General features: G+C 52.7%; 20 protein-coding genes and 1 pseudogene. 2 read left to right on the top strand and 19 right to left on the bottom strand.

The genetic code is table 11. From position 1 onward, the window contains the following. Positions 1-16 precede the first annotated feature (16 nt). The 3 genes from nrdG to ABGT74_RS09985 form a co-directional block, all read right to left on the bottom strand. A complete protein-coding gene (gene nrdG, locus ABGT74_RS09975) occupies positions 17-502 on the bottom strand; it encodes an anaerobic ribonucleoside-triphosphate reductase activating protein (RefSeq protein ID WP_297282439.1) in 486 nt (161 codons plus the stop codon). Beyond that, positions 502-2,622 (bottom strand): anaerobic ribonucleoside-triphosphate reductase, encoded by a 2,121-nt coding sequence (nrdD, locus tag ABGT74_RS09980; protein WP_297282438.1) that lies wholly within the window; start codon positions 2,620-2,622, stop codon positions 502-504. The genes nrdG and nrdD overlap by 1 nt, the downstream gene beginning before the upstream one ends. Positions 2,623-2,765: 143 nt before the next feature. Then, positions 2,766-2,936 (bottom strand): hypothetical protein, encoded by a 171-nt coding sequence (locus tag ABGT74_RS09985; RefSeq protein WP_346705418.1) that lies wholly within the window; start codon positions 2,934-2,936, stop codon positions 2,766-2,768. Positions 2,937-3,045: 109 nt separating this feature from the next. Here ABGT74_RS09985 and ABGT74_RS09990 point away from each other — a divergent pair, with 109 nt between their 5' ends. Further along, positions 3,046-4,623: a recombinase family protein gene (locus tag ABGT74_RS09990; protein WP_346705419.1), complete on the top strand. Its 1,578-nt coding sequence runs from the start codon at positions 3,046-3,048 to the stop codon at positions 4,621-4,623. A gap of 2 nt (positions 4,624-4,625) precedes the next feature. On the opposite strand, the gene ABGT74_RS09995 is transcribed toward ABGT74_RS09990, so the two are convergent. The 16 genes from ABGT74_RS09995 to ABGT74_RS10070 form a co-directional block, all read right to left on the bottom strand. After that, a complete protein-coding gene (locus ABGT74_RS09995; RefSeq protein WP_297282435.1) occupies positions 4,626-4,901 on the bottom strand; it encodes a hypothetical protein in 276 nt (91 codons plus the stop codon). Positions 4,902-4,967: 66 nt separating this feature from the next. Continuing rightward, positions 4,968-6,170, bottom strand: coding sequence for an SAM-dependent methyltransferase (locus tag ABGT74_RS10000; protein ID WP_346705420.1), 1,203 nt, complete (start codon positions 6,168-6,170; stop codon positions 4,968-4,970). A 95-nt stretch (positions 6,171-6,265) separates the two neighbouring features. Next, complete coding sequence (locus ABGT74_RS10005; protein WP_346705421.1) at positions 6,266-6,829, bottom strand: ATP-binding cassette domain-containing protein; 564 nt, start codon at positions 6,827-6,829, stop codon at positions 6,266-6,268. Further along, the gene (locus ABGT74_RS10010) at positions 6,826-7,593 is read right to left on the bottom strand and encodes an ABC transporter permease subunit (protein WP_297282432.1); all 768 of its coding nucleotides are present in this window, start codon (positions 7,591-7,593) and stop codon (positions 6,826-6,828) included. Before ABGT74_RS10010 ends, ABGT74_RS10005 begins: the two co-directional genes overlap by 4 nt. Then, positions 7,568-8,584 (bottom strand): ABC transporter substrate-binding protein, encoded by a 1,017-nt coding sequence (locus tag ABGT74_RS10015; protein ID WP_297282431.1) that lies wholly within the window; start codon positions 8,582-8,584, stop codon positions 7,568-7,570. Before ABGT74_RS10015 ends, ABGT74_RS10010 begins: the two co-directional genes overlap by 26 nt. 13 nt (positions 8,585-8,597) lie before the next feature. After that, on the bottom strand, positions 8,598-8,834 hold the full coding sequence (locus tag ABGT74_RS10020) for a TM1266 family iron-only hydrogenase system putative regulator (protein WP_297282430.1): 237 nt from the start codon (positions 8,832-8,834) through the stop codon (positions 8,598-8,600). 264 nt (positions 8,835-9,098) lie between these two features. Further along, positions 9,099-9,269: a DUF1540 domain-containing protein gene (locus ABGT74_RS10025; RefSeq protein WP_297274200.1), complete on the bottom strand. Its 171-nt coding sequence runs from the start codon at positions 9,267-9,269 to the stop codon at positions 9,099-9,101. A gap of 483 nt (positions 9,270-9,752) precedes the next feature. Next, positions 9,753-11,543: a PfkB family carbohydrate kinase gene (locus ABGT74_RS10030; protein WP_297282429.1), complete on the bottom strand. Its 1,791-nt coding sequence runs from the start codon at positions 11,541-11,543 to the stop codon at positions 9,753-9,755. Between the two features lie 11 nt (positions 11,544-11,554). Continuing rightward, complete coding sequence (locus ABGT74_RS10035; protein ID WP_346705422.1) at positions 11,555-12,550, bottom strand: Gfo/Idh/MocA family oxidoreductase; 996 nt, start codon at positions 12,548-12,550, stop codon at positions 11,555-11,557. A gap of 46 nt (positions 12,551-12,596) precedes the next feature. Next, positions 12,597-13,478, bottom strand: a complete 882-nt coding sequence (locus tag ABGT74_RS10040) for a sugar phosphate isomerase/epimerase family protein (protein WP_346705423.1) — start codon at positions 13,476-13,478, stop codon at positions 12,597-12,599. A 13-nt stretch (positions 13,479-13,491) separates the two neighbouring features. Beyond that, on the bottom strand, positions 13,492-14,439 hold the full coding sequence (locus tag ABGT74_RS10045) for a Gfo/Idh/MocA family oxidoreductase (protein ID WP_346705424.1): 948 nt from the start codon (positions 14,437-14,439) through the stop codon (positions 13,492-13,494). Then, complete coding sequence (locus ABGT74_RS10050) at positions 14,432-15,346, bottom strand: dihydrodipicolinate synthase family protein (protein WP_346705425.1); 915 nt, start codon at positions 15,344-15,346, stop codon at positions 14,432-14,434. Before ABGT74_RS10050 ends, ABGT74_RS10045 begins: the two co-directional genes overlap by 8 nt. 116 nt (positions 15,347-15,462) lie before the next feature. Continuing rightward, positions 15,463-16,488, bottom strand: a complete 1,026-nt coding sequence (locus ABGT74_RS10055; protein WP_346705426.1) for a TRAP transporter substrate-binding protein — start codon at positions 16,486-16,488, stop codon at positions 15,463-15,465. 45 nt (positions 16,489-16,533) lie between these two features. Continuing rightward, positions 16,534-17,571: an alcohol dehydrogenase catalytic domain-containing protein gene (locus tag ABGT74_RS10060; protein WP_346705427.1), complete on the bottom strand. Its 1,038-nt coding sequence runs from the start codon at positions 17,569-17,571 to the stop codon at positions 16,534-16,536. A 10-nt stretch (positions 17,572-17,581) separates the two neighbouring features. After that, positions 17,582-17,980, bottom strand: a complete 399-nt coding sequence (locus ABGT74_RS10065) for a TRAP transporter large permease subunit (RefSeq protein ID WP_346705429.1) — start codon at positions 17,978-17,980, stop codon at positions 17,582-17,584. 11 nt (positions 17,981-17,991) lie between these two features. After that, entirely contained in the window at positions 17,992-18,720 is a 729-nt protein-coding gene (locus tag ABGT74_RS10070) for a TRAP transporter large permease (protein ID WP_346705428.1), read from the bottom strand. Positions 18,721-18,725: 5 nt separating this feature from the next. On the opposite strand from ABGT74_RS10070, the pseudogene ABGT74_RS10075 reads away from it, so the two are divergent. Further along, positions 18,726-18,978: pseudogene (locus ABGT74_RS10075) on the top strand (hypothetical protein); the annotation flags it as partial.

Consider the following 18,978-nt stretch of genomic DNA (forward strand, 5'->3'; position numbering starts at 1 on the left):
TTCCTTATCCATACTTTTACAGCAAAACAACTTCGTTTGATGCACGGGTGCGCACAACGTCGATCACCCGCTGGTTGGCACTGCCGCGCCAGTGCAGTTGGGAATCTGCCTGCGCCTGCACAAACCGTCCGTCCACAACCACATCTACGTTTTCCAGCAGCGGCAAGTCTTGTATCTGCTCCCATGTATAACCAGTATACAGCCAGATTGTCTTATCCGGGAACTGCTCTCGGATGCGAGCGCATAACGCCTCCACATCTGCACGGTTGGCCGGGAACAGCGGGTCACCGCCCGAAAGCGTCACGCCTGACACATAATCCTTGCCAAGCTCTGCAAACAGCTCGTCCTCCGCGTCCTGATCGAACGGCAGGCCGCCGTCTGCATCCCATGTCACGGGATTATGGCAGCCCGGACAGGCATGTCCACAGCCAGCCACCCATAGCACGACGCGCAGCCCTTCCCCATTGAGCATATCATCTTTGGTTATGTTGTGATAGCGCATCACATACTTTTCCTTTCTGCGATTTCTGCCATCTTGGCGTCGTTCAGACGCGTGTCACCCTTGACGCGCGAATAAGACAGATAACCGTTCATTCGGTCGATCTTGGTCAGATTGCGGCTGCCGCACTTAGGGCAAACGTCCATCGACAGCTCTTCATGACCGCAGTCGTCGCAGTACGCCAGCGACAGGTTAACGCCTTCGTAGAAGCCCAGACGCATCGCGCGGCGCACCAACGAGCGGATGGCCTCCAGATTGTAGTCAATCGGATACTTGACATACTGGATCTTGCCGCCGTTGCACAGGTTCCAGAAGCGTCCTTCCAGATCCTGCTTTTCAATCGGCGTGAGATCCTCAGTGACATGGCAATGGAAGCTGTTGGAGACATACGGGCGATCGGACACGCCTTCGATGATGCCGTACTTACGGCGGAACTGCTCAACCTGCAAGCCGCACAGGCTCTCGGCCGGCGTTCCGTAAATCGCGTACAGGTTGCCGTCCTCTTCCTTGAACTGATTGACCTTCTGGTTGATGTATTCGAGCGTATCGAGCGCAAACTGCCCGTCCTCGACGAGCGACTTGCCGTTATACAGCTCCTGCAATTCGTTGAGCGCCGTAATGCCGAACGACGCGGTCGCCGTTTTCATGATGGGCTTGATCTTATCCGACGGCTTGAGGTGGCCGCCGTAAAAGCCGCCCTCGCAATATGCCAACGGGTTGGTCGACGCGCGCATCTCGCCCAGATACGCATAGGTACGGATATGCAGACGACGGATCAGCTCGAGGTAATAGTCCAACACCTCATGAAAATCACGATTTTCCTGCTGCGACTTGGCATAAATCATCGGCAGATGCAGCGACACCGCGCCGATGTTCCAACGACCGATAAAGACCGGCTTGTCCGCTTCATCCGCAGGCTTCATCCCGCCGCGCTCATACCACGGAGACAGGAACGCGCGGCAGCCCATCGGGCTGATGATTGCGCCATACTTCTTATACATCGACGGCACATAGCCCTCGCCGGTCAGGCTCAGCCAGTCCGGATACATCGCCTTGGACGAGCACTCGATGCCCGCCTCGAATACGTCTTCAAGCTCCTTGCCCGGGCCGTGCAGGTTCTCGTCATACAAGAACACGATCTTGGGGAACAGCACAGGCTTTTTCTGGCCCTTCTTGCCCTGACCCTTGCGACGAACGTTCAGCATCGTAATGGACGCGAGCTTGGCAAAGCGCCCCGTGCCAGTGCCCATGGTCATGGTGATGAACGGATAGTCGCCGCGGCTGGACGCGACCGTGTTGAACTTATACTCCCAGCCCTGAAAGCCCTGTTCGAAATCGTTGAGAATGTCGGCCATGACCTCTTTTTCCACGGTCTCCGCATCCAGTCCCAGGCGGCTGTACTTTTCGGTCAGCATCTTGTAGCTGCGCTCTGCATACGGCTCAAGCAGCAGATCAACCGACGGCACGGTGAAGCCGCCGTACTGTTGGCTAGCCGCAGACAGCACAATATCACCGATCACGTCAAAGGCAACATTGAGCGTCTTAGGCTCATTATACCACAAATTGCCCATTTCGAAGCCGCCTTTGAGCACATGCTCCACATCGAACAGACAGCAGTTCATGGTGTCTCGGCGCGCAGACATATCGTGCACATAAATATAGCCGTCGCGGCAGGCCTGCAACTCCTCGGTGTTCATGAAGAACTTCTGATACAGCTCCTTATTGAGCTGGTTAAAGATCAGGCTGCGCTTAGTGGACACCAGCGCGGAGTCCGTGTTGGAGTTCTCCTTATCACCGATATACATGATCGACTGGCTCTTTTTGTACACGCTGTCCAGCATACCGACAAAATCCTGCTTATAGTTGCGGTAATCGCGGTAGCTTTTGGCTACTTCAGGGCGCACGGCTTCGAGGGCCGCCTCGACGATGTTATGCATCTGCCAAATCTGCACCTCGGTCATACCATGATCGCGGATGTAGCCCTCCACATGGTCGCAGATCGCCCGCAGTTCGTCCTCGGTAAACGTATACAGCACGCGGTTTGCGGACTTATTGACCGCAATCACAACTTTTTGAATGTTAAACGCTTCTTTTGTATTATCTTTCTTGATTACTCGAACCATTATCATTTCCTCACTCATGCTATTTGGTGTAGGTTTTCATTATAACACACCACATGTAGTGTGAAAAGAGAAAAAACTGAACAAAAAGAACAACCGCAATTTAGCGGATTTTGGCGCGGCAAAATACATTTCCAACTCCTGTTTTATTTTTCCGTTTTCTTCCGCTTGGTTTGCGCACCCAGTGCAATTTCATATGCCGCGCGCCACATGTGCTCTTCGCGGCGTTTACGCTCTTCCGGCGATAGATCGCGGTACGCGTCGTCGCAAACAGAAACCGCGCCGTGCGCATAGTGATAGGTTGCAGCAACAGCCATACAGACCGCCTCCTTCGCCGTATCCTATGCACCCGTCCAGCTCCGGCATGTCATTTTTTGCACGCGCTACCGATAGGATGTTAATACATCCCCGGAAGGAGCTGATCTGATGTCCACGCAATACTGCATCTATCTGCGCAAATCCCGTCAAGACCTCGAAGCAGAAGCGCGCGGCGAAGGCGACACGCTTGCCCGCCACCGCCGTACGCTCACCGAGCTGGCCGAAGCGCGCAGCCTGCCGGTCGGGGCCATCTATGAAGAGGTCGTCTCAGGCGACACCATTGCCGCGCGTCCGCAGATGCAGCGGCTGCTGCAAGAGGTCGAAGCCGGACAATGGCGCGGCGTGATCGTCATGGAGATCGAGCGTCTGGCGCGCGGCGACAACATCGATCAGGGCATTGTCGCGCGCGCCTTCAAATACTCGGAAACCCGCATCATCACACCGTTCAAAACCTTCGATCCCAACAACGAATACGACGAGGAATATTTCGAGTTCGGGCTTTTCATGTCCCGCCGCGAATATAAAACCATCCGCCGCCGCTTAAACGCCGGTGTACAGGCCGCACGGCGCGAGGGAAAATACACCGCGGGACAACCGCCTTTCGGCTACCGCAAAATCAAGCTCAAGGGCGAAAAAGGCGGCTCGCTCGAGCCCGACCCGCAAACAGCTCCGATCGTGCAAAATGTATTTCACTGGTTCATACACGAAGATGTGTGCATCTCGCAAATCAAAAAGCGGCTCAACCGACTGCTGCCCCCGCCGCCCGGCGCGCGCAATCAGTGGACCGACCGCCGCGTCTCCCTTCTGCTGCACAACCCACACTATGCAGGCTACACCACCAGCACTCGTCGCCCGACCCGTAAGGAGGTGGTGGACGGCCAGCTCAAGGTCGTTCGCCTGACCGCCAAAGATGTGCAGTTATATGAAGGGCGGCACGAAGCGCTTGTTTCCCGTGAGGACTGGCACCGCGCACAGGAAATCCTCGCAAGCCACCCCGCGCCCCCGGTGCCTGCCGGAAAGGGACAGAAAAACGCCTTCACCGGCCTGATTGTCTGCGGCGTATGCGGGCGCAAGATGCAGCGCAACTGCATCTCCAACCGACAGACCATCCCGCGCGAGCCCCTGATTTTCTGCGTCTCCCGCTCGGCCTGTCCGACCATTTCGCATCGCTATGACGAAATCGAGCGCATGGTACTCGACACGCTGCGCCTCTGGCTATCCGCCTATACATCCGACGGCAGTCCCTTTTCTCAACAGGACGAAACCGCGCCGCTGCGCGCCTCACTTCAGCTGCTGGACAAACGTCTCTCAGAACTGGATGCACGCATCAGCCGCGCATTTGAGCTGGTCGAAACAGGAGTATATACCCCTGCTCTATATCTGGAGCGCAAAAACGCGCTCGATGCCGAGCGCACCTCGCTCCTCCGTCAACAGGGCGATATGCAAGCCGAACTGGAACAATTGGAACACGCTGCTGCAAACCGCCGCGCTTTCGTCCTTCGCTTGCAGCATGTCCTCGACGCCTATGAACAGGCGGACAACGCCCGCGAACAAAACCGCCTGCTCAAGACCGTGATTGAAAAAATCGTGTACACCAAGACAGAACGCGTCACCACAAACCGCCCTGGCAATCTGCATCTGCAAATTTATCCGCTGCTGCCGTCCACGCCTGTCCCGATGTTGTAACCTCACAAGCCGCGTTTAAACTGAACGTGTTCCACGTCGATCTTCACGCACAGCAGTTCAGCAGCGCGCGGCTTGACCGAAGCAATGCCACCTGCGTTGAGCAGCTCCTGCGCATCGCGGCACAGATACACGCGGATGTCGCGCAGGCACTCCTTGCTGCGGCAGGAGTCATAAACCTTTTTGGTGTGGACGCAGACTGCCTCGCGGAAACCGCCGGCAGTACCGTTATTGTTATTGCCGCCGCAGATCGGGCCGGGGCAGCATACTTTTTCAGCCATGTAGATTACCTCCAAATATTGATTGAAGAGACTTCATTACCAGTCTATTCAGAGGCAATCTTGGTGTTACAAAATCAAATCATCGTCCGTTATAAAGAACTCGTTCTCCATTTCCGCGCACCGCCGGTCAAGCTCGGAGGTTGTGCCGACTACCTGCCGCACCGCGTCGTATTCCTTGCGGGCGCGCGGGTTGTCATGTCCGGTGCGCACCGCACGGATGAGCAGGTTTTTCGGCGTGTCAAGCGGTGAAATATACTCCACAACCGATACCTTATATCCCTCCGCTTCCAGCTTGAGCGCGCGCATGCTGTCGGTCAGCACGTCGTTGAACCGCGCCTTGAACACACCGAACTTGGTCAGCGGCTCCAGTCCTGGCAGCGTGTACTGATCGAGCAGCTCCTTATGGCAGCAGGGCACGCACGCGATATACTTCGCGCGGGCGCGGATGGCTGTCGCCAGTGCCAGATCGGTCGCAATATCGCAGGCGTGCAGCGAAATGACCGCCGTCACGCCCTTGGGCGGCTGGTAGGTGCGCAAATCGGCGCACTGGAACACCATGTTATGATACCCCAGCCGCTTGGCCATCGCGCGGCTTTCGTCGATAACATGCTCGTTGATGTCCACGCCGATCACACGGCAGCGGCGGCGCAGCACCTCATGCAGATAGTAGTTCATGACAAAGCTAAGATAGGACTTGCCGCAGGCGCAGTCCAGCAGCACAATCTTCTCGCTATCGTCCTGCTCAAACATGGGCGCAACCAACTCTACATAATGGTCGATCTGATTGTATTTGCGGATCATATCGTTTTTCAGCTTGCCGTCTGCGGTCAGAATGCCGATCTCGCGCAGCAGCGCCGCCGCGCGGTCGACGCGAATGAGATACTGCCGTCCCGCGTCGAGCAACGGATTGGCAGCGGCAGCTTTCTCCTCTGCGGTCGCCTCGCGCTCTGCCTGCTTCATCTGTACGCCGCGCGGCGTAACCGAAAGCGTCACCACCGAGCCGCGCTCCGTATAAGTCAGCACCGCTTCATCGAATTTCTCTGCCTGCTCGACAAAAAATGCGCAGAAACCATCGGCATCCACCATGCGTTCCGCACCCTGAAAGCGCAGCCGGTAGTCCTCACCGTCGCGCGTGAGCTTTGCTTCAAACTTTTTCTTACCCGAAGTAAAAACGCCGACCGCCTGCATAAAGAAATCTCTATTTTTCGTCAGTCGCGCAGAAATGCCGCTGAGCAGCAACTTGAGTTTTGCCGCTTCTCCCTTTTGCATGCTATATCACAACCTTTACGCAGACTATCTTATCATACTTTGTCCTTTTTTGGCAACCGTATGCAGCAAGGCCACCCCGCATGGGGCGGCCTTGTTTATTCAGTTAAGGACAATGTACGAAAATCCCGCAGCTGCGCCTCGCTGCTGTGCGACACCAACACCAGCGTTCTGCCTGCGCGGTTCGCGGCAATCACCTCTGCCGCCTGTCGCTCGGTTTCCGCGTCCAAACCTGCAAACGGCTCATCCAGCACAAGTACATCGCCCTCGGCAGCCAATGCGCGCGCCAGCGCGACGCGCCGGCGCATGCCGCCGGACAGCGTCCGTACCGGTTGGTCGATTGCATCCTCAGGCAGCAACGCGCATAGAATCATGCGCACGCGCGCGGCATCCGCGCATACCAGCGACACGTTTCCGACCGCGCTCCAATGCTCGACCAGTCGATCCTCCTGAAACACAGGCAGAAACCGCAGATCTTCCAGCCCGGTAATGCTGCCTGCATCCGGTTTTTCCAAGCCCATCAACAGTCGCAGCAGTGTGGTTTTGCCAATACCGGACGCGCCGCGCACCTGCCACTGCTCCCCCGGCGCAATGCGCCAGTCAAGGTCGTGTAGCACATTCTTTCCGTCAAATGACTTGCTCACCCCGCGAAATTCGATCATGCAGCGGCACCCCATTTCTTTTGTAACGCTGCGGCCACACGCACCAACAGCTTTTCCAGCAGCAAGCTAATCACGATGATGGTCAGCGACCAAGCAAACAGGTCGGCCGTATTGAGATACAATTTAGACAGATAAAGCTGCTCTCCGATCGACCAGCGCGGCAAGCCAATGATCTCACCCGCCACGCCCGCCTTGAGCGCCATCCCAACCGACATACGGCACGCGCTGAGCACATACGGCACCACGGCAGGCAGATAAACCGCACGAAGCTGTTTTCCGCCGGACAAGCGAAAAACGCGCGCCATTTCCAGCATTTTTTCATCCACACCAGCCAGTCCCTGCTGTAAATTGATGTACACAACGGGGAACACAACGAAAAACGCCGTCAGCACTGAGATCCATGCCGACCGCACCCAAATCAGTGCCACCACGACAAAGCAGGCCACCGGTACGCTTTTCATGATCTGCACCGCAGGCTCGAGCAGCACACGCGCAATCGTGGCTCGATGCGCCAAAACCGCGAGCAGGCATCCCAACACAAACGCCAACGCAAAGCCTCCTGCGATTTTCCCAAGCGAATGACCGATAGAAAGCCAGAAATCCGCAGTTCCGATCATGGAAAACAGGCTCTGCACGGTTTGTGCAGGGCCTGCAAACAGCAGCTTGGGCAAGGCAAGCGAAGCCGCTTGCCATACCCCCAGCCAAAATATCGCCGCTGCGAGCCAGCGCCGCCAGCGTTTATCCCAGATAGTAGAAGCCTTCATCCGGCAGCTTTCCTCCCACAGCATCCGGCGCTACCTCATAGAGCATTTCCAGATAACCGGAAACCCATGTTTTCATCTCTTCGCCCGTCGTTGCCACCATGGGATTAAAGTGCTCAATCACCTGCTGCGCGACCGCCGCCTTGACAATGCCATATTCCTCGATCAGCGCCGCGGCCTCCTCGGGATTTTCCTCCGCCGCTGTGACCGATGCCTGATGATCCTGCACAAACTGCGCTACCGCTGCCGGATGCTCCTTAGCAAACTCCGTACGCACCACGGTGACACCTGTCGCAATTCCGCTGCCGTCCGGACTGTATTTTTCCCATACGCTTTCCAGCGGGAAGTTCATCGAAAGCTCCTGATCCTGCATCATTGCCACGGTAGCAAACGGCTGCGGCAGAATGCCGACTGCGGATGCATCCTGTGCCAGCGCAGAAACAACCTCGGTCGCCTCGGTCTTAAATTCGATGGTCAGATCGCTCTCACTCATATCCGCTTTATCGAGCAAATATTGCAGCGTCCAGTCCGGCGAAGTGCCTTTGCCTGTCATATAAACGGTCTTGCCCTTGAGACCGTTCAAATCAATGATGGCCTCATCGTGCGAAACCACATATAGTACGTTGCCCGCATTGACATCCAGCACTTGCACGCCACCCTCCGTCTTTTGATAAAGCGTTGCGGCCAGATTGGTCGGAATCAGGGCAATATCCACTTCTCCCTTGCCGATCAGCGGCACGATCTCATCGCCCGAGGTGTACAGGTCGAACGAATAATGTGCGTCCTCCCCCTCGTTTTCATCCATCAGGCAAACCAGACCCATTGCGGTCGGCCCCTTGAGTGCGGCCACACGCGTGGTCAAGCCCTCTTCGTAGCCCGGTTCCACCGCAGACTGCGGCTCCTGTTCATCAACTGCATTCCCCTGCTGACCGCAGCCCGTGAGCAGCGAGAACGAAGCTGCCACAGCCAACAAACCTGCCAAAAATCGTTTCATACTTTTCTACTCCTTACTTTGCCATCATAGACTTGACCTGCACGTTTTTCAAGCGTCCAAGCTTGCCGGACAACGCATTGATCGTATCGTTGGCGCCTTCCATCACGACCGTGATGATCGAGCACCCATCACGCGGAATACCCATGCGTCCGATGATATATCCACCATACTCATGCAGCAGACGGTTGACCTCCCCGCTGGCCTCCCGATCGGATACGATGATCCCCAAAATGGCAATGCGCTTTTCCATAAAAACTCTCCTTTTCACAAAAAAGCGCCCTGCAAAACGATGCAGGACGCAAAATGACCTCATTCCGGTTCTTTCATCGCAGACCATATCTTTGACAGCAGATGATATAAAGTTCGTAGAGGCTTGCCCGTCAGCACTGCTTCCGAGAAAGGTGATCTACAGTTTTAGTATATCCACTTGGCAGGAATATGTCAATATGCGGCTGCTGCTGAAAAACAGACGAGGAGGAAGCCTTAAACGGTTTCCTCCTCGCCTATTGTCACATCAGCACTTGCGCTGGAAGGACTTGCAGTCGGTGCACTGGTCAACCGTCGGGTTTGCCTCGTGCGTGCCTACCGTGATGCAGTCCAGCGCGCAGTATTCCGCACTGTCGCAATGATTTGCGCACTGAGAAACGGTGCAGCGGATCGCCTTATTGCATTGAGAGTGATTCATGGATATGACCTCCTTTGTTGATTTGCTGTTATCATGCCCGCAATCATCCGATTTATACGTTTCCTCAATGCTCTTCTTTTTTGACGGCTGCGCCGCAGGTATCACAAAATACAAAAGCTGTGTACGTATTGGGCGTTACCAGCCAGTCCGATTTTGAGCGATATTCGCTGATCTTCTGAACGCTTTTTCGCCTTGTCTTTTCCAAAATCGCATCTCCAGGATACACACGATTATTGAGAACTACATAGATTAATGAGCTATATTATTCATTCTGCACATCAACATTCAAAGGCATGCAAAATCTTTCAAAAACCGTCAAGTCATAATGAATGATAATCTAAAAAATAAGGATAACAAAACAGACTATCCTATCATCGCAAGTGAGTGACTAAAGCAAAAACCGGCAGGTCTTGCGCTTTGACGCGCAACCCGTCAGCTTGCATCCTGTATTTACTATCTTATCGATCAATCAATTTGATAAAATTAATTCAGTGCATCCAGCATAGTAAAGTCAATTTCCGCGCATCCTTTTTCTTTCAGCAAAGCTTTTACCTCTGCAATTGTCGGCAAACTGGGCATCGCACCCATGCGAGAAACCGTAATTGCAGCTGCGTGACTTGCAAAAATCAGTGCTTGCCGTTCACTCAGCCCTGCAATCATACTAGTGCAAAATGCGGCGACAAACGAATCACCCGCCGCGGTCGTATCAACGACCTTATCCATATGGACGCATGGAGTATACGCAGTGCCATGCTCATTCACACATACAGACCCATTGGCACCAAAAGTAACGATTAGATTTTTCACACCGTGACGCATAAAATAATCTGCAACGCTGTGCAAACCTGCCTGATCTATACCGTTGTCAACGTCTAGTTTCTGTCCAGACATCAGTGCTGCCTCGTGCTCATTTGGCGAAAAATAGGTTACATGCTGAAGCAGTGTATCCGATAACGATGCAGCAGGCGCAGGATTCAACATAACAGGGACGCCAGCCTCATAGGCCCATGCCGCTACTGCCTCCACCACTTCGATCGGCAACTCGAGCTGCATCATGACAATGTCAAAATCCGCAATACGTTTCTTCAGCCATGCAATCTCATCGACGCATAATGAAAAATTTGCGCCCGGGCAGACAGTGATACGATTTTTGGCATCGTTTTCGCTCACTTCAAGCGTTATATGTGCTACTCCGGTCGCTTCAACCGGATCAACAAGTACTTTTGAAACATTAACCCCAGCAGCGGCCGCTGTTTCCAACAGGGTTTTCCCAAAATCGTCGTTGCCGACTTTGCCAACAATGGTGACATCGGCTCCCAAGCGGGCACATTGAACCGCCTGGTTGCTTCCCTTCCCGCCCGGAGCCGTCGTAAACTTCATTCCGATAATGGTTTCCCCCTCGCGCGGTGCGCGCTTCGTAGAAGCAACCAGATCCATCATGAAGCTTCCTACCACCAAAATACGAGGAATTTTTCCCATATTTTCCTCCTTCCCTTTTTCAGAACAACTCGCCCAGCACTTGCATTGCGCCGTTGTGGCCGCATTCCAGTCTGCTGGAATATCGGCTTCCACAGTAATCGTATCTTGATATCCCGAAGCGATAATCGCCTTGATAAAAGCACCATAATCATATTGATCCGACGCATTCGGATACCCTCGCGCTGGAAACGAGCATGGATAGTCGACGTGGATGTGGTGGATGTACTGCACATATGTTGTCAAATCGTTAAAATCTTCTTTCGACCAAACCATGTGCCGCAAATCTGCCATAGTAAACAGATTTGGCATGTTAACCTGCTCAATAACGCGAACAGCCTCGGGAATCGTATTGATATAGTTGGAATACTTGGGTCCCAGAGGTTCCAGAATGAGGTCCTGACCGTTTTTACCAGCAATTTCTGCCAACATACGCAAAAAATCCAAAAAAACCGATTCTTTTTGGATATCTTCCGGTGCCTGCAGCGCACGAGCCTTTCCGTTCCCCAGAACGACCTTGCTGATGCCCAATTGTGCGGCTCGATGGCAGCTTCGCTCAAGGTATGGCGCAAGTTCCACAGGGCGAAAGCCATCTACAAAAAAAGTTGGGTTCACAAGCGGCAGAATGCGCGCGCCTGTCCGAACCGGCATACCAATGGCAGTCACTACGTCCTGAAACCGCACAAAATCATTTTCATCCATTGCTTCAAGTTCTGGCATGTCCAGTTCTGCATAATGATAACCAGCGTCATGCATGGCGACATAATGCTCCGTCATTCCAAATCCACCCAGTTGCATAAAACACCTCCTTATCCGATTGTGGCACGCCGTAGCGACTCAGCCTTGGCATTCATTTCATCTAAAATAGTCCGTACGGCGAGCATCTCTTCTAACGACGCGCGCGGGCGGGTCCCGCTCGCGAAGTCCTGCAGTGTTGTGCGAGTAAAGATCGCATAATATGGATCACTATCTGTGTTGAGTGCAACATTCTTTGGCTCTTGTCCGAAAACCCGCATCTCCAAATTGTTTTCCGCCAATGTGTAATATCCATCATGCGTTACAATCGTCCAGCGATTTTCGCGCTTCGCCTCATCAGACATCGGATATGCATATCCGCTTTCCAACAGAAGAGACGCACCTGAATCCATACGAAGCATGGACGAGGCATACGTTTCAATATCATATTCCGCGCCATATTGATAAATAGATGCCAAAGTTTCCGCTCCCGCACTTCCAGTTAGATAAAGCGCCATATCGATAAAATGGACGCCTAAATTGGTCATGCAGCCGCCGCCTGCAGTCGCCTGCGACAGCATCCACCGCGAGCTTTCCAAATAGCGTGACGGAGGCCCTGCAATAAATTTGTAGGACATATGAACAAACTTACTGGATAAGTAGCGATTTTTCAAGTCGTTCACGGTATCGCTATAGCGCCAGACAAAAGGTATGGCGCAGAATGCCTTCTTTTGTTCCGCAGCATTGTACAGCGTTTCTACCTCCCGCTGATTTAGACCAGCAGGCTTTTCCATTGTAAAAGGAATATGCTGCTCCAGCAGATAGGCAGCCACCGCATACATGCGCACATGCGGTGCAAAAGCGAACACAAAATCTGGTTTCGTGTCACGAATCATTTGCTTCTCATCCGTATAATACGGACAATCAAAGCGACTGGCAACCCGCGCAGCAAGCGCTGCATTATCATCACTGACGGCGACAACGGAATGTTCCGGCAAACCCGCAAAATAAAGAGGTACATGCCAATGACTTACGCCCAGCAATGCAATTTTTAAATTTTCCATATTCATACCAAAACCCTCTTAAAGTACTAGGTACTTTCCGCTTTCCGGCCGGTTAGAATTGAATCTGCCGTAAATATTCCAGAGACTTCTTCATCCCAATAGATGCATCCGGAATATCATCCGGATGCCAACGGCGCTCATACTCAAGCGACAACCAACCGTCATAACCGCGCTCTTTAACCGCGCGCAGGATCTGCGGCCACGGCACAACGCCCTCGCCAACAATGCGCGTATACACGTTGCGCTCGGACTCATCAGGGTGCGCAACATTCGAGGAAGAAAACGCAACGCCTTCCTTAAAGACCAGATCTTTGACATGGATATATTTTACATATTTCTGTTGTACCGGAATAGCTTCCTCATAGCACTCATTTTCCGCAAAGGTCAGGTTAGCCTGATCGTACAGGATGCGTACTGCCGGATGGTCAATTTCCTCGATAAGCGACGCGCTTTCCTTCGCCGAAACCGCCATGGTGTTGAAGTGGTTCTCTATCACCAGCGTCACGCCTTTTTCTGCTGCTGCATCGCCCAGTTCACGCATGGACTCGACCAGCTTTGCGCACCGTTCAGTCAATTTTTCTGTATCGCCCGCAGCTAAATTCCCACCATAGATACGAATGTACTTTGCACCCAGATAATCGCAGTAACCTATTACCTTCTTGATTGCAGCAATCTCACGCTGCCGGACGGTTTCATCCAACGAATTAAAATAGGAATTATACGGTGTCAGACAGATGATCTGAATGCCGTTCTTCTCTGCACACTGTTTGACCTCGGACAAAGTATTTTCATCGCAGTCGCAGGGTAAACCGGAACAATAATCGTCCTGCACCACAATCTCAATGCCATCCGCACCGATTCTATGCATCAATTCGATCGCTTCACACACCGTGTACTCAGGAGTTCCCATCGTGTGACCTGCTATTTTAAACATTCTGATTTCCTCCTCAATCCATCGGCGGCAGTCCTGCACTGCGCAAGATGCGATCCAACAACTCGTGGGTCTTATATGCGTCCGCAGCATCAGTCATTGGAGTCTTATTATCACGCACACAATCGAGGAAATGGCGGATTGCGTTGGTAAAGCCAAGCTTATCCTCGGATTTAGCCCAGCCCATAGCCAGCGGGGTCATCGCAGTCTTATGCTGCTCTTCCCCATCCGTTACAGTCACGCTGTCCGGCATTTTGATAAATGCCGAACGGTTGTTGCCATGTAATTCAATCGTTTCCTCCCACTGACCCGAACACCGCGCGGCAATCAACATGCCCGAAGCACCGTTCTCAAATTCCAGCTGCGCTGTCGTAAATGTCTCATAATACGGATCAGTGAACTTAGTTAAAGCATGGACGTCCTTGACCTCGCCGCCGTAGTAGCGCATCAGATCAACCATATGAATTGCATTTTCCAAAGTCGCTCGATATTCGGTAGCAGGCCGGTTTTTCTGCGCAATAATCACTTCCGGAAAACGATCCCCGTAAACTGCCTTTGCTTTTTGGCAGACTGGCGCATAGCGCCGATTGAATCCAATCATCAGCTTATTGCCCGTTTTAGCCGCAACATCTGCAATGCGTGCCGCGTCCTTCAATGTAGTCGCCATCGGTTTTTCACTGTATACGTCGATTCCATGTTCCAGCAGGAACGCGATCTGATCCGCATGACACTGCTTAGGTGTCAGCACAAAAGCACAGTCCAAGCCGAGTGACACGAACTCTTCAAGGCTGGCGACCGCATGCTGCGCACCGCAGAGACGCTGAGCATTCTGCGCGTTTTCCAACTTACTTGCCATCAGACCGACAAACGCCACGTCATCAAACCGAGGCAATACAGGAAGGAAATTGTTCTTGGAAACATAGCCGACACCGATTACACCGACCCGCAGCTTTTTCTCAGCCATTGATGTTCTCCTCCTTGTAATACTCTTCCAGCACACGTCCGAGTACCGTATACTCCTCGCTTGTCAGCCGACGCAGTGGTCCACGGCACGTATCATTTTCAATAATACCGCGCAGCTTCAGCAGTGCTTTCAGAGCCGGAATGCCCGGAATTTCCGCTAGTTCACGGTCGGTCTTGACAATTTGCTGCTGCGTCTTTCGCGCACCTTCAAAATCGCCCTCGCGATACTGGCGATACAGACGGTTAAACCGCTCATGAAAAATCGCGCCGGGACCGGTCACCGTACCAACACCACCTGTCATCAAGCACTGAAGGAACAGACTATCACAGCCAATCAACAGTTCTGGAGTGCGGTTGCTGCACATCAGATAATCCTCAATGCGCATCAAATCCGGACAACTGTATTTGATACCTACGACATTTTCGTATTTGGTCATCAGCTTACCCAGCAGGGCAGGCTTAACATCACTCGTGGTGCAGCCCGGAATATTATAGACATAAACCGGATATTCCCGCGGTACACTCTCGATCACTGCACTATAATAACCGAACAGGGACGCCTCATCCATTGGAAAAAATGCCGGAGACATCACACCCACGCCATCCGCGCCGATCCTAGCTGCGTGCTGCACATGAGAGACGGTCTCGGCAGTCGTCATGCTGCCGCACTGAATGAATACCGGAATACGGTTTGCTGCTGTTTTCACCATGATTTCTGCAACGCTTTCGCGTTCCTGCTGACTCAGCAGCAGGCTCTCGCCGTTTGTTCCATTCGGATACAGGCAGTCCACCCCTGCCTGAACCAGATATTCCGTAAAGTTTGCCAGCGAACGCTCGTCAATCGATCCGTCCTCATTCATCGGCGTGATGGTCGGAATGACCACGCCGGATAATCTCTTTTTGTACATCATATTCTCCTTTTCCTCTTGAAACCGGGCGCACGGCGATCTGCCGGATGTGCCGTCCACCCGTTCATATTTTAGGGGGACCCATCTGCGGTCCATGTTGATCACTGATCCGGATATCAATACTTTTCGCGAGTTTTGATCAGCAGATTATATAGATTTTTCTGCTCATCAGTCGCATTTTCAAGGAACTCATCAATGACAGGCTGCACTGCTTCGATAAACGGTTCCTTATCAACTTCGTTAATTGTCATACCGGCAGCTTCCAGCCCTTCGCGCGCGGTGTCTGTCGCGTTCGGCCAGATTACACTATTCCACTGCTCAGTAAACTCCTGACCTGCATCCAGCAATGCTTGCTGATCCTCAGCAGACAAGCGGTCAAACCACGCCTTGCTGACAAAAACCACATCAGGAATCGTAAAATGCTCCGTCAGAGACATATACGGGCAGATCTCCTGCCAAGCGCTTGCGTAAACATTGGGAATCTGATAGTCCGCACCATCCAACGTGCCCTGCTGCATACCAGTATAAACTTCACTGAATGCAAGCGGAGTTGCAATCGCGCCCATCGCCGTAGTTGCATCAGCCAGCACCGCATCCTCCATACAGCGAATCTTCAAGCCGTGCAGATCTTCGGGCGTATTGATTGGGCGTTTGGTGTTGACAATGCTGCGGCTGCCCAAATCCGTCCACGCAATAATCTTAAAACCATTTGCCTCCATATCAGCCTCCAGAACTTCGGAAACTGCCAGATCCATAATAGTCTGAATCGCCTGATCGCCGCTATCCCACAGGTAAGGCAGCGAAAACACCGACCACATAGAGTTAAATGTAGACAGATCAGTCAATGCACACTCTGTCATCTCGATGGTTGCAATCTGCAATCCCTCAAAGGTTGCGATCTTATCGCCCAGTTGGGAAGATGGATAGAACTCCATTTTGAGCCGCCCATCCGAATGCTCCTCAATCAAATCGCTCAGCACCGCCGCGCCGTCCGCTTGCGTGCCGCTCGAAGCAAATACGACGGAATACTTGACAACGGTTGCATTGCCGTCTTCAGTTCCGGCTGTATTGCTGCCGCCTGAACAGGCCGCCATGCTCAGCACCATAGCAGCTGCGCAGAACAAAGACACTATTTTTTTCATATCATTCTTCCTTTCCTTTTGTCAAATGAATGCACCCTGCGTTTATCACTTGAAGCGGACAACTGCTTTGATTGCACTTCCCGACATCATGTCATCAAATGCCTGCAGTGCATCCTTAAATTCATACACCGTGATCAGTTTTTTCAGCTCTTTCTGCAGCCGAACCAAAATCTCTGCCGGCGCGGAAGTACCATCCGATTTGCGATGCGGATATGGGCCTTTCGCTCCTATCAGTGTCAATTCCTTACGCATGATGGGCAGCAGCGTCAAATCACCTGCGGCATCGTGATACACGCTGGCAATGACGACCTTACCGCCCGGCCGGACAGCGTCAAAGGCATCTCTCAATACCGGCACGGCACCGGTAGCCTCGATCACAACATCCACGCCCTGTTTAGAACTCATTTCGCGCACCTGTTCCAGCCAGTCCGAATCGTTTCGGTCGATCGTTTCAATCAAATCCAGCGATCGTACCTTCTTTAACCGAGGTTGGCTTCTCTCTATTCCGATGATGTGGCTTGCGCCCATCGTTTTGAGAATCATCGCCGTAATTAGACCCATCGTACCCAAGCCGAAAATCAGTATATTGGAACCTGGTGTTATATTCGCCTGACGCGCAATGCGGTAAGCGCAGTTCGTTGGTTCGAGCATGGAAGCCGTTTCAAAATCAATCGTATCTGCAATCGGACTGATAAAGCTATATTCCGGCGTGTTCAGCACAAATGTTTCCTCAGAGAAACCGCCCGGTAGAAGTGCCTCATTCATGCTTTTGCAATAGTTTGCCAAACCGTTCAGGCAGTTCCAACATTGCCCACAGGTACGGTTCAGTTCACTTGCCACCCGCATCCCATTCCGGATTCCATTCGCGCCGTTGCCAGCATCCACAACCACACCCGAAAACTCGTGCCCGAAATACCTCTCATCCGCCAAAGATCTTTGGCCGCGGTATAGCGCGATATCGCTTCCACAGATGGCGCAAGCATGAACATCCACCTTCACCATACCGGATCTTAACGAGTCAATACCGGCGCAATCGGTTTGCAGCTCAAGCTTTCCATAATCCAAAAGTGCAACTCTTCTCATATTGATCCTCTCAAATCGCATAACCCAGCACTGAGGGTACAAAGGTGACCAGAACGGGAATATAAGTAATCAGCAACAGCACGATAATTTCGCCTATCAAATATGGCATTGTTCCTCGCACCGTGTCTTCAATGGAAATTTTGCCGATTTTACCAGTAATGAACAAACAATAACCCAGCGGCGGCGTGATACAACCAATGGTGAGATTCAGGCACATGACAATACCGAAATGCACCAGACTGATCCCCATCGAAGCCGCAACCGGCGCGAGAATCGGCGCAAGGATGATGACAGCAGCGCCGCCATCCATAAACATACCCATGATAAGAAGCAGAATATTGACCAGCAGCAGAAATACCCACTTGTTGTCGGTAATAGACAGGATCAAATCGTTGACCAGCACAGGCATCTGCAAGGCGGTTAATCCATAGCTAAACACCTTTGCGCAGGCGATAATAGCAGCAGCGGTGCTGCGCTATTCGCTGCAGACAGCAGAATCGCACCCATATCACGGATTTTAAGCGTTCGCGTGATAAACAGGCTTACAACCAAGCTGTATACCACTGCAATCGCGCCCGCTTCGGTAGCGGTGCAAATACCACCCATGATACCGCCTACTACAATAACCGGCATTCCCAGCGGAATAATGCCATCAATGAGCGTCTTCTTGACCTCCGATGCAGTCAGCTTCTCGGTTCGGCGTGGAAAATGGCATACCCGGTTACGAAGCAAAACAATGACCATCAGAATCAAACCAGCCATGATACCCGGAATCACGCCACCCATAAACATAGAACCTACAGAGGCACCGACCGCAGTCGCATATACAACCATGATGATGCTCGGCGGAATAATAGGGCCGCAAACCGAAGCCGCAGAAATGACACCCGCAGCTTCCTTGACCGGATAACCTTCCTTTTCCATCGCAGGAATCAAGATGCCGCCCATACAAGAGGCGCTGGCCTGTGCAGAACCTGTAATACCACCAAAGAACATGCTAGAAACGATACCCGCATGTGCTAAACTGCCAGGCAAGCGACCAATCAGCAGCATAGCAAACCTAATGAGTTTTTCTGTGATGCCGCCACGGTTCATAATCTCACCCGCAAGCATGAAGAACGGGATTGCCAGCAGCGGCAAGTTGCCCATACCATTATTACTCCACCCAGCGCCCGGTGGACATCGGGACCTTCCCAAAACCGCCCCACAACGCCCCGGATGAAATCGTCAATTACGATCAGCGTGTCCCGGTGGAGGGCGGCGCGTTCCTGGCCTGGGGCCATCTGACCTATACCAAACCGCTGACGGACAAGCAGGTGGCCGACTATGAGCTGCGGCCTGCTTTCAATGTCCACGAACTGCGCCGGAAACGGGGGGAGCGCCCTCTCACGATTGCCGAGCAGATGA

This window comes from uncultured Agathobaculum sp. (assembly GCF_963927765.1).
GTDB lineage: Bacteria > Bacillota > Clostridia > Oscillospirales > Butyricicoccaceae > Agathobaculum.

Bases quoted from the DNA above. Each gene is read 5' to 3' on its own strand.
- nrdG (WP_297282439.1), bottom strand. From the start codon at position 502: ATGCGCTATCACAACATAACCAAAGATGATATGCTCAATGGGGAAGGG.
- nrdD (WP_297282438.1), bottom strand. From the start codon at position 2,622: ATGGTTCGAGTAATCAAGAAAGATAATACAAAAGAAGCGTTTAACATT.
- ABGT74_RS09985 (WP_346705418.1), bottom strand. From the start codon at position 2,936: ATGGCTGTTGCTGCAACCTATCACTATGCGCACGGCGCGGTTTCTGTT.
- ABGT74_RS09990 (WP_346705419.1), top strand. From the start codon at position 3,046: ATGTCCACGCAATACTGCATCTATCTGCGCAAATCCCGTCAAGACCTC.
- ABGT74_RS09995 (WP_297282435.1), bottom strand. From the start codon at position 4,901: ATGGCTGAAAAAGTATGCTGCCCCGGCCCGATCTGCGGCGGCAATAAC.
- ABGT74_RS10000 (WP_346705420.1), bottom strand. From the start codon at position 6,170: ATGCAAAAGGGAGAAGCGGCAAAACTCAAGTTGCTGCTCAGCGGCATT.
- ABGT74_RS10005 (WP_346705421.1), bottom strand. From the start codon at position 6,829: ATGATCGAATTTCGCGGGGTGAGCAAGTCATTTGACGGAAAGAATGTG.
- ABGT74_RS10010 (WP_297282432.1), bottom strand. From the start codon at position 7,593: ATGAAGGCTTCTACTATCTGGGATAAACGCTGGCGGCGCTGGCTCGCA.
- ABGT74_RS10015 (WP_297282431.1), bottom strand. From the start codon at position 8,584: ATGAAACGATTTTTGGCAGGTTTGTTGGCTGTGGCAGCTTCGTTCTCG.
- ABGT74_RS10020 (WP_297282430.1), bottom strand. From the start codon at position 8,834: ATGGAAAAGCGCATTGCCATTTTGGGGATCATCGTATCCGATCGGGAG.
- ABGT74_RS10025 (WP_297274200.1), bottom strand. From the start codon at position 9,269: ATGAATCACTCTCAATGCAATAAGGCGATCCGCTGCACCGTTTCTCAG.
- ABGT74_RS10030 (WP_297282429.1), bottom strand. From the start codon at position 11,543: ATGCAACTGGGTGGATTTGGAATGACGGAGCATTATGTCGCCATGCAT.
- ABGT74_RS10035 (WP_346705422.1), bottom strand. From the start codon at position 12,550: ATGAATATGGAAAATTTAAAAATTGCATTGCTGGGCGTAAGTCATTGG.
- ABGT74_RS10040 (WP_346705423.1), bottom strand. From the start codon at position 13,478: ATGTTTAAAATAGCAGGTCACACGATGGGAACTCCTGAGTACACGGTG.
- ABGT74_RS10045 (WP_346705424.1), bottom strand. From the start codon at position 14,439: ATGGCTGAGAAAAAGCTGCGGGTCGGTGTAATCGGTGTCGGCTATGTT.
- ABGT74_RS10050 (WP_346705425.1), bottom strand. From the start codon at position 15,346: ATGTACAAAAAGAGATTATCCGGCGTGGTCATTCCGACCATCACGCCG.
- ABGT74_RS10055 (WP_346705426.1), bottom strand. From the start codon at position 16,488: ATGAAAAAAATAGTGTCTTTGTTCTGCGCAGCTGCTATGGTGCTGAGC.
- ABGT74_RS10060 (WP_346705427.1), bottom strand. From the start codon at position 17,571: ATGAGAAGAGTTGCACTTTTGGATTATGGAAAGCTTGAGCTGCAAACC.
- ABGT74_RS10065 (WP_346705429.1), bottom strand. From the start codon at position 17,980: ATGCCTGTGCTGGTCAACGATTTGATCCTGTCTATTACCGACAACAAG.
- ABGT74_RS10070 (WP_346705428.1), bottom strand. From the start codon at position 18,720: ATGGGCAACTTGCCGCTGCTGGCAATCCCGTTCTTCATGCTTGCGGGT.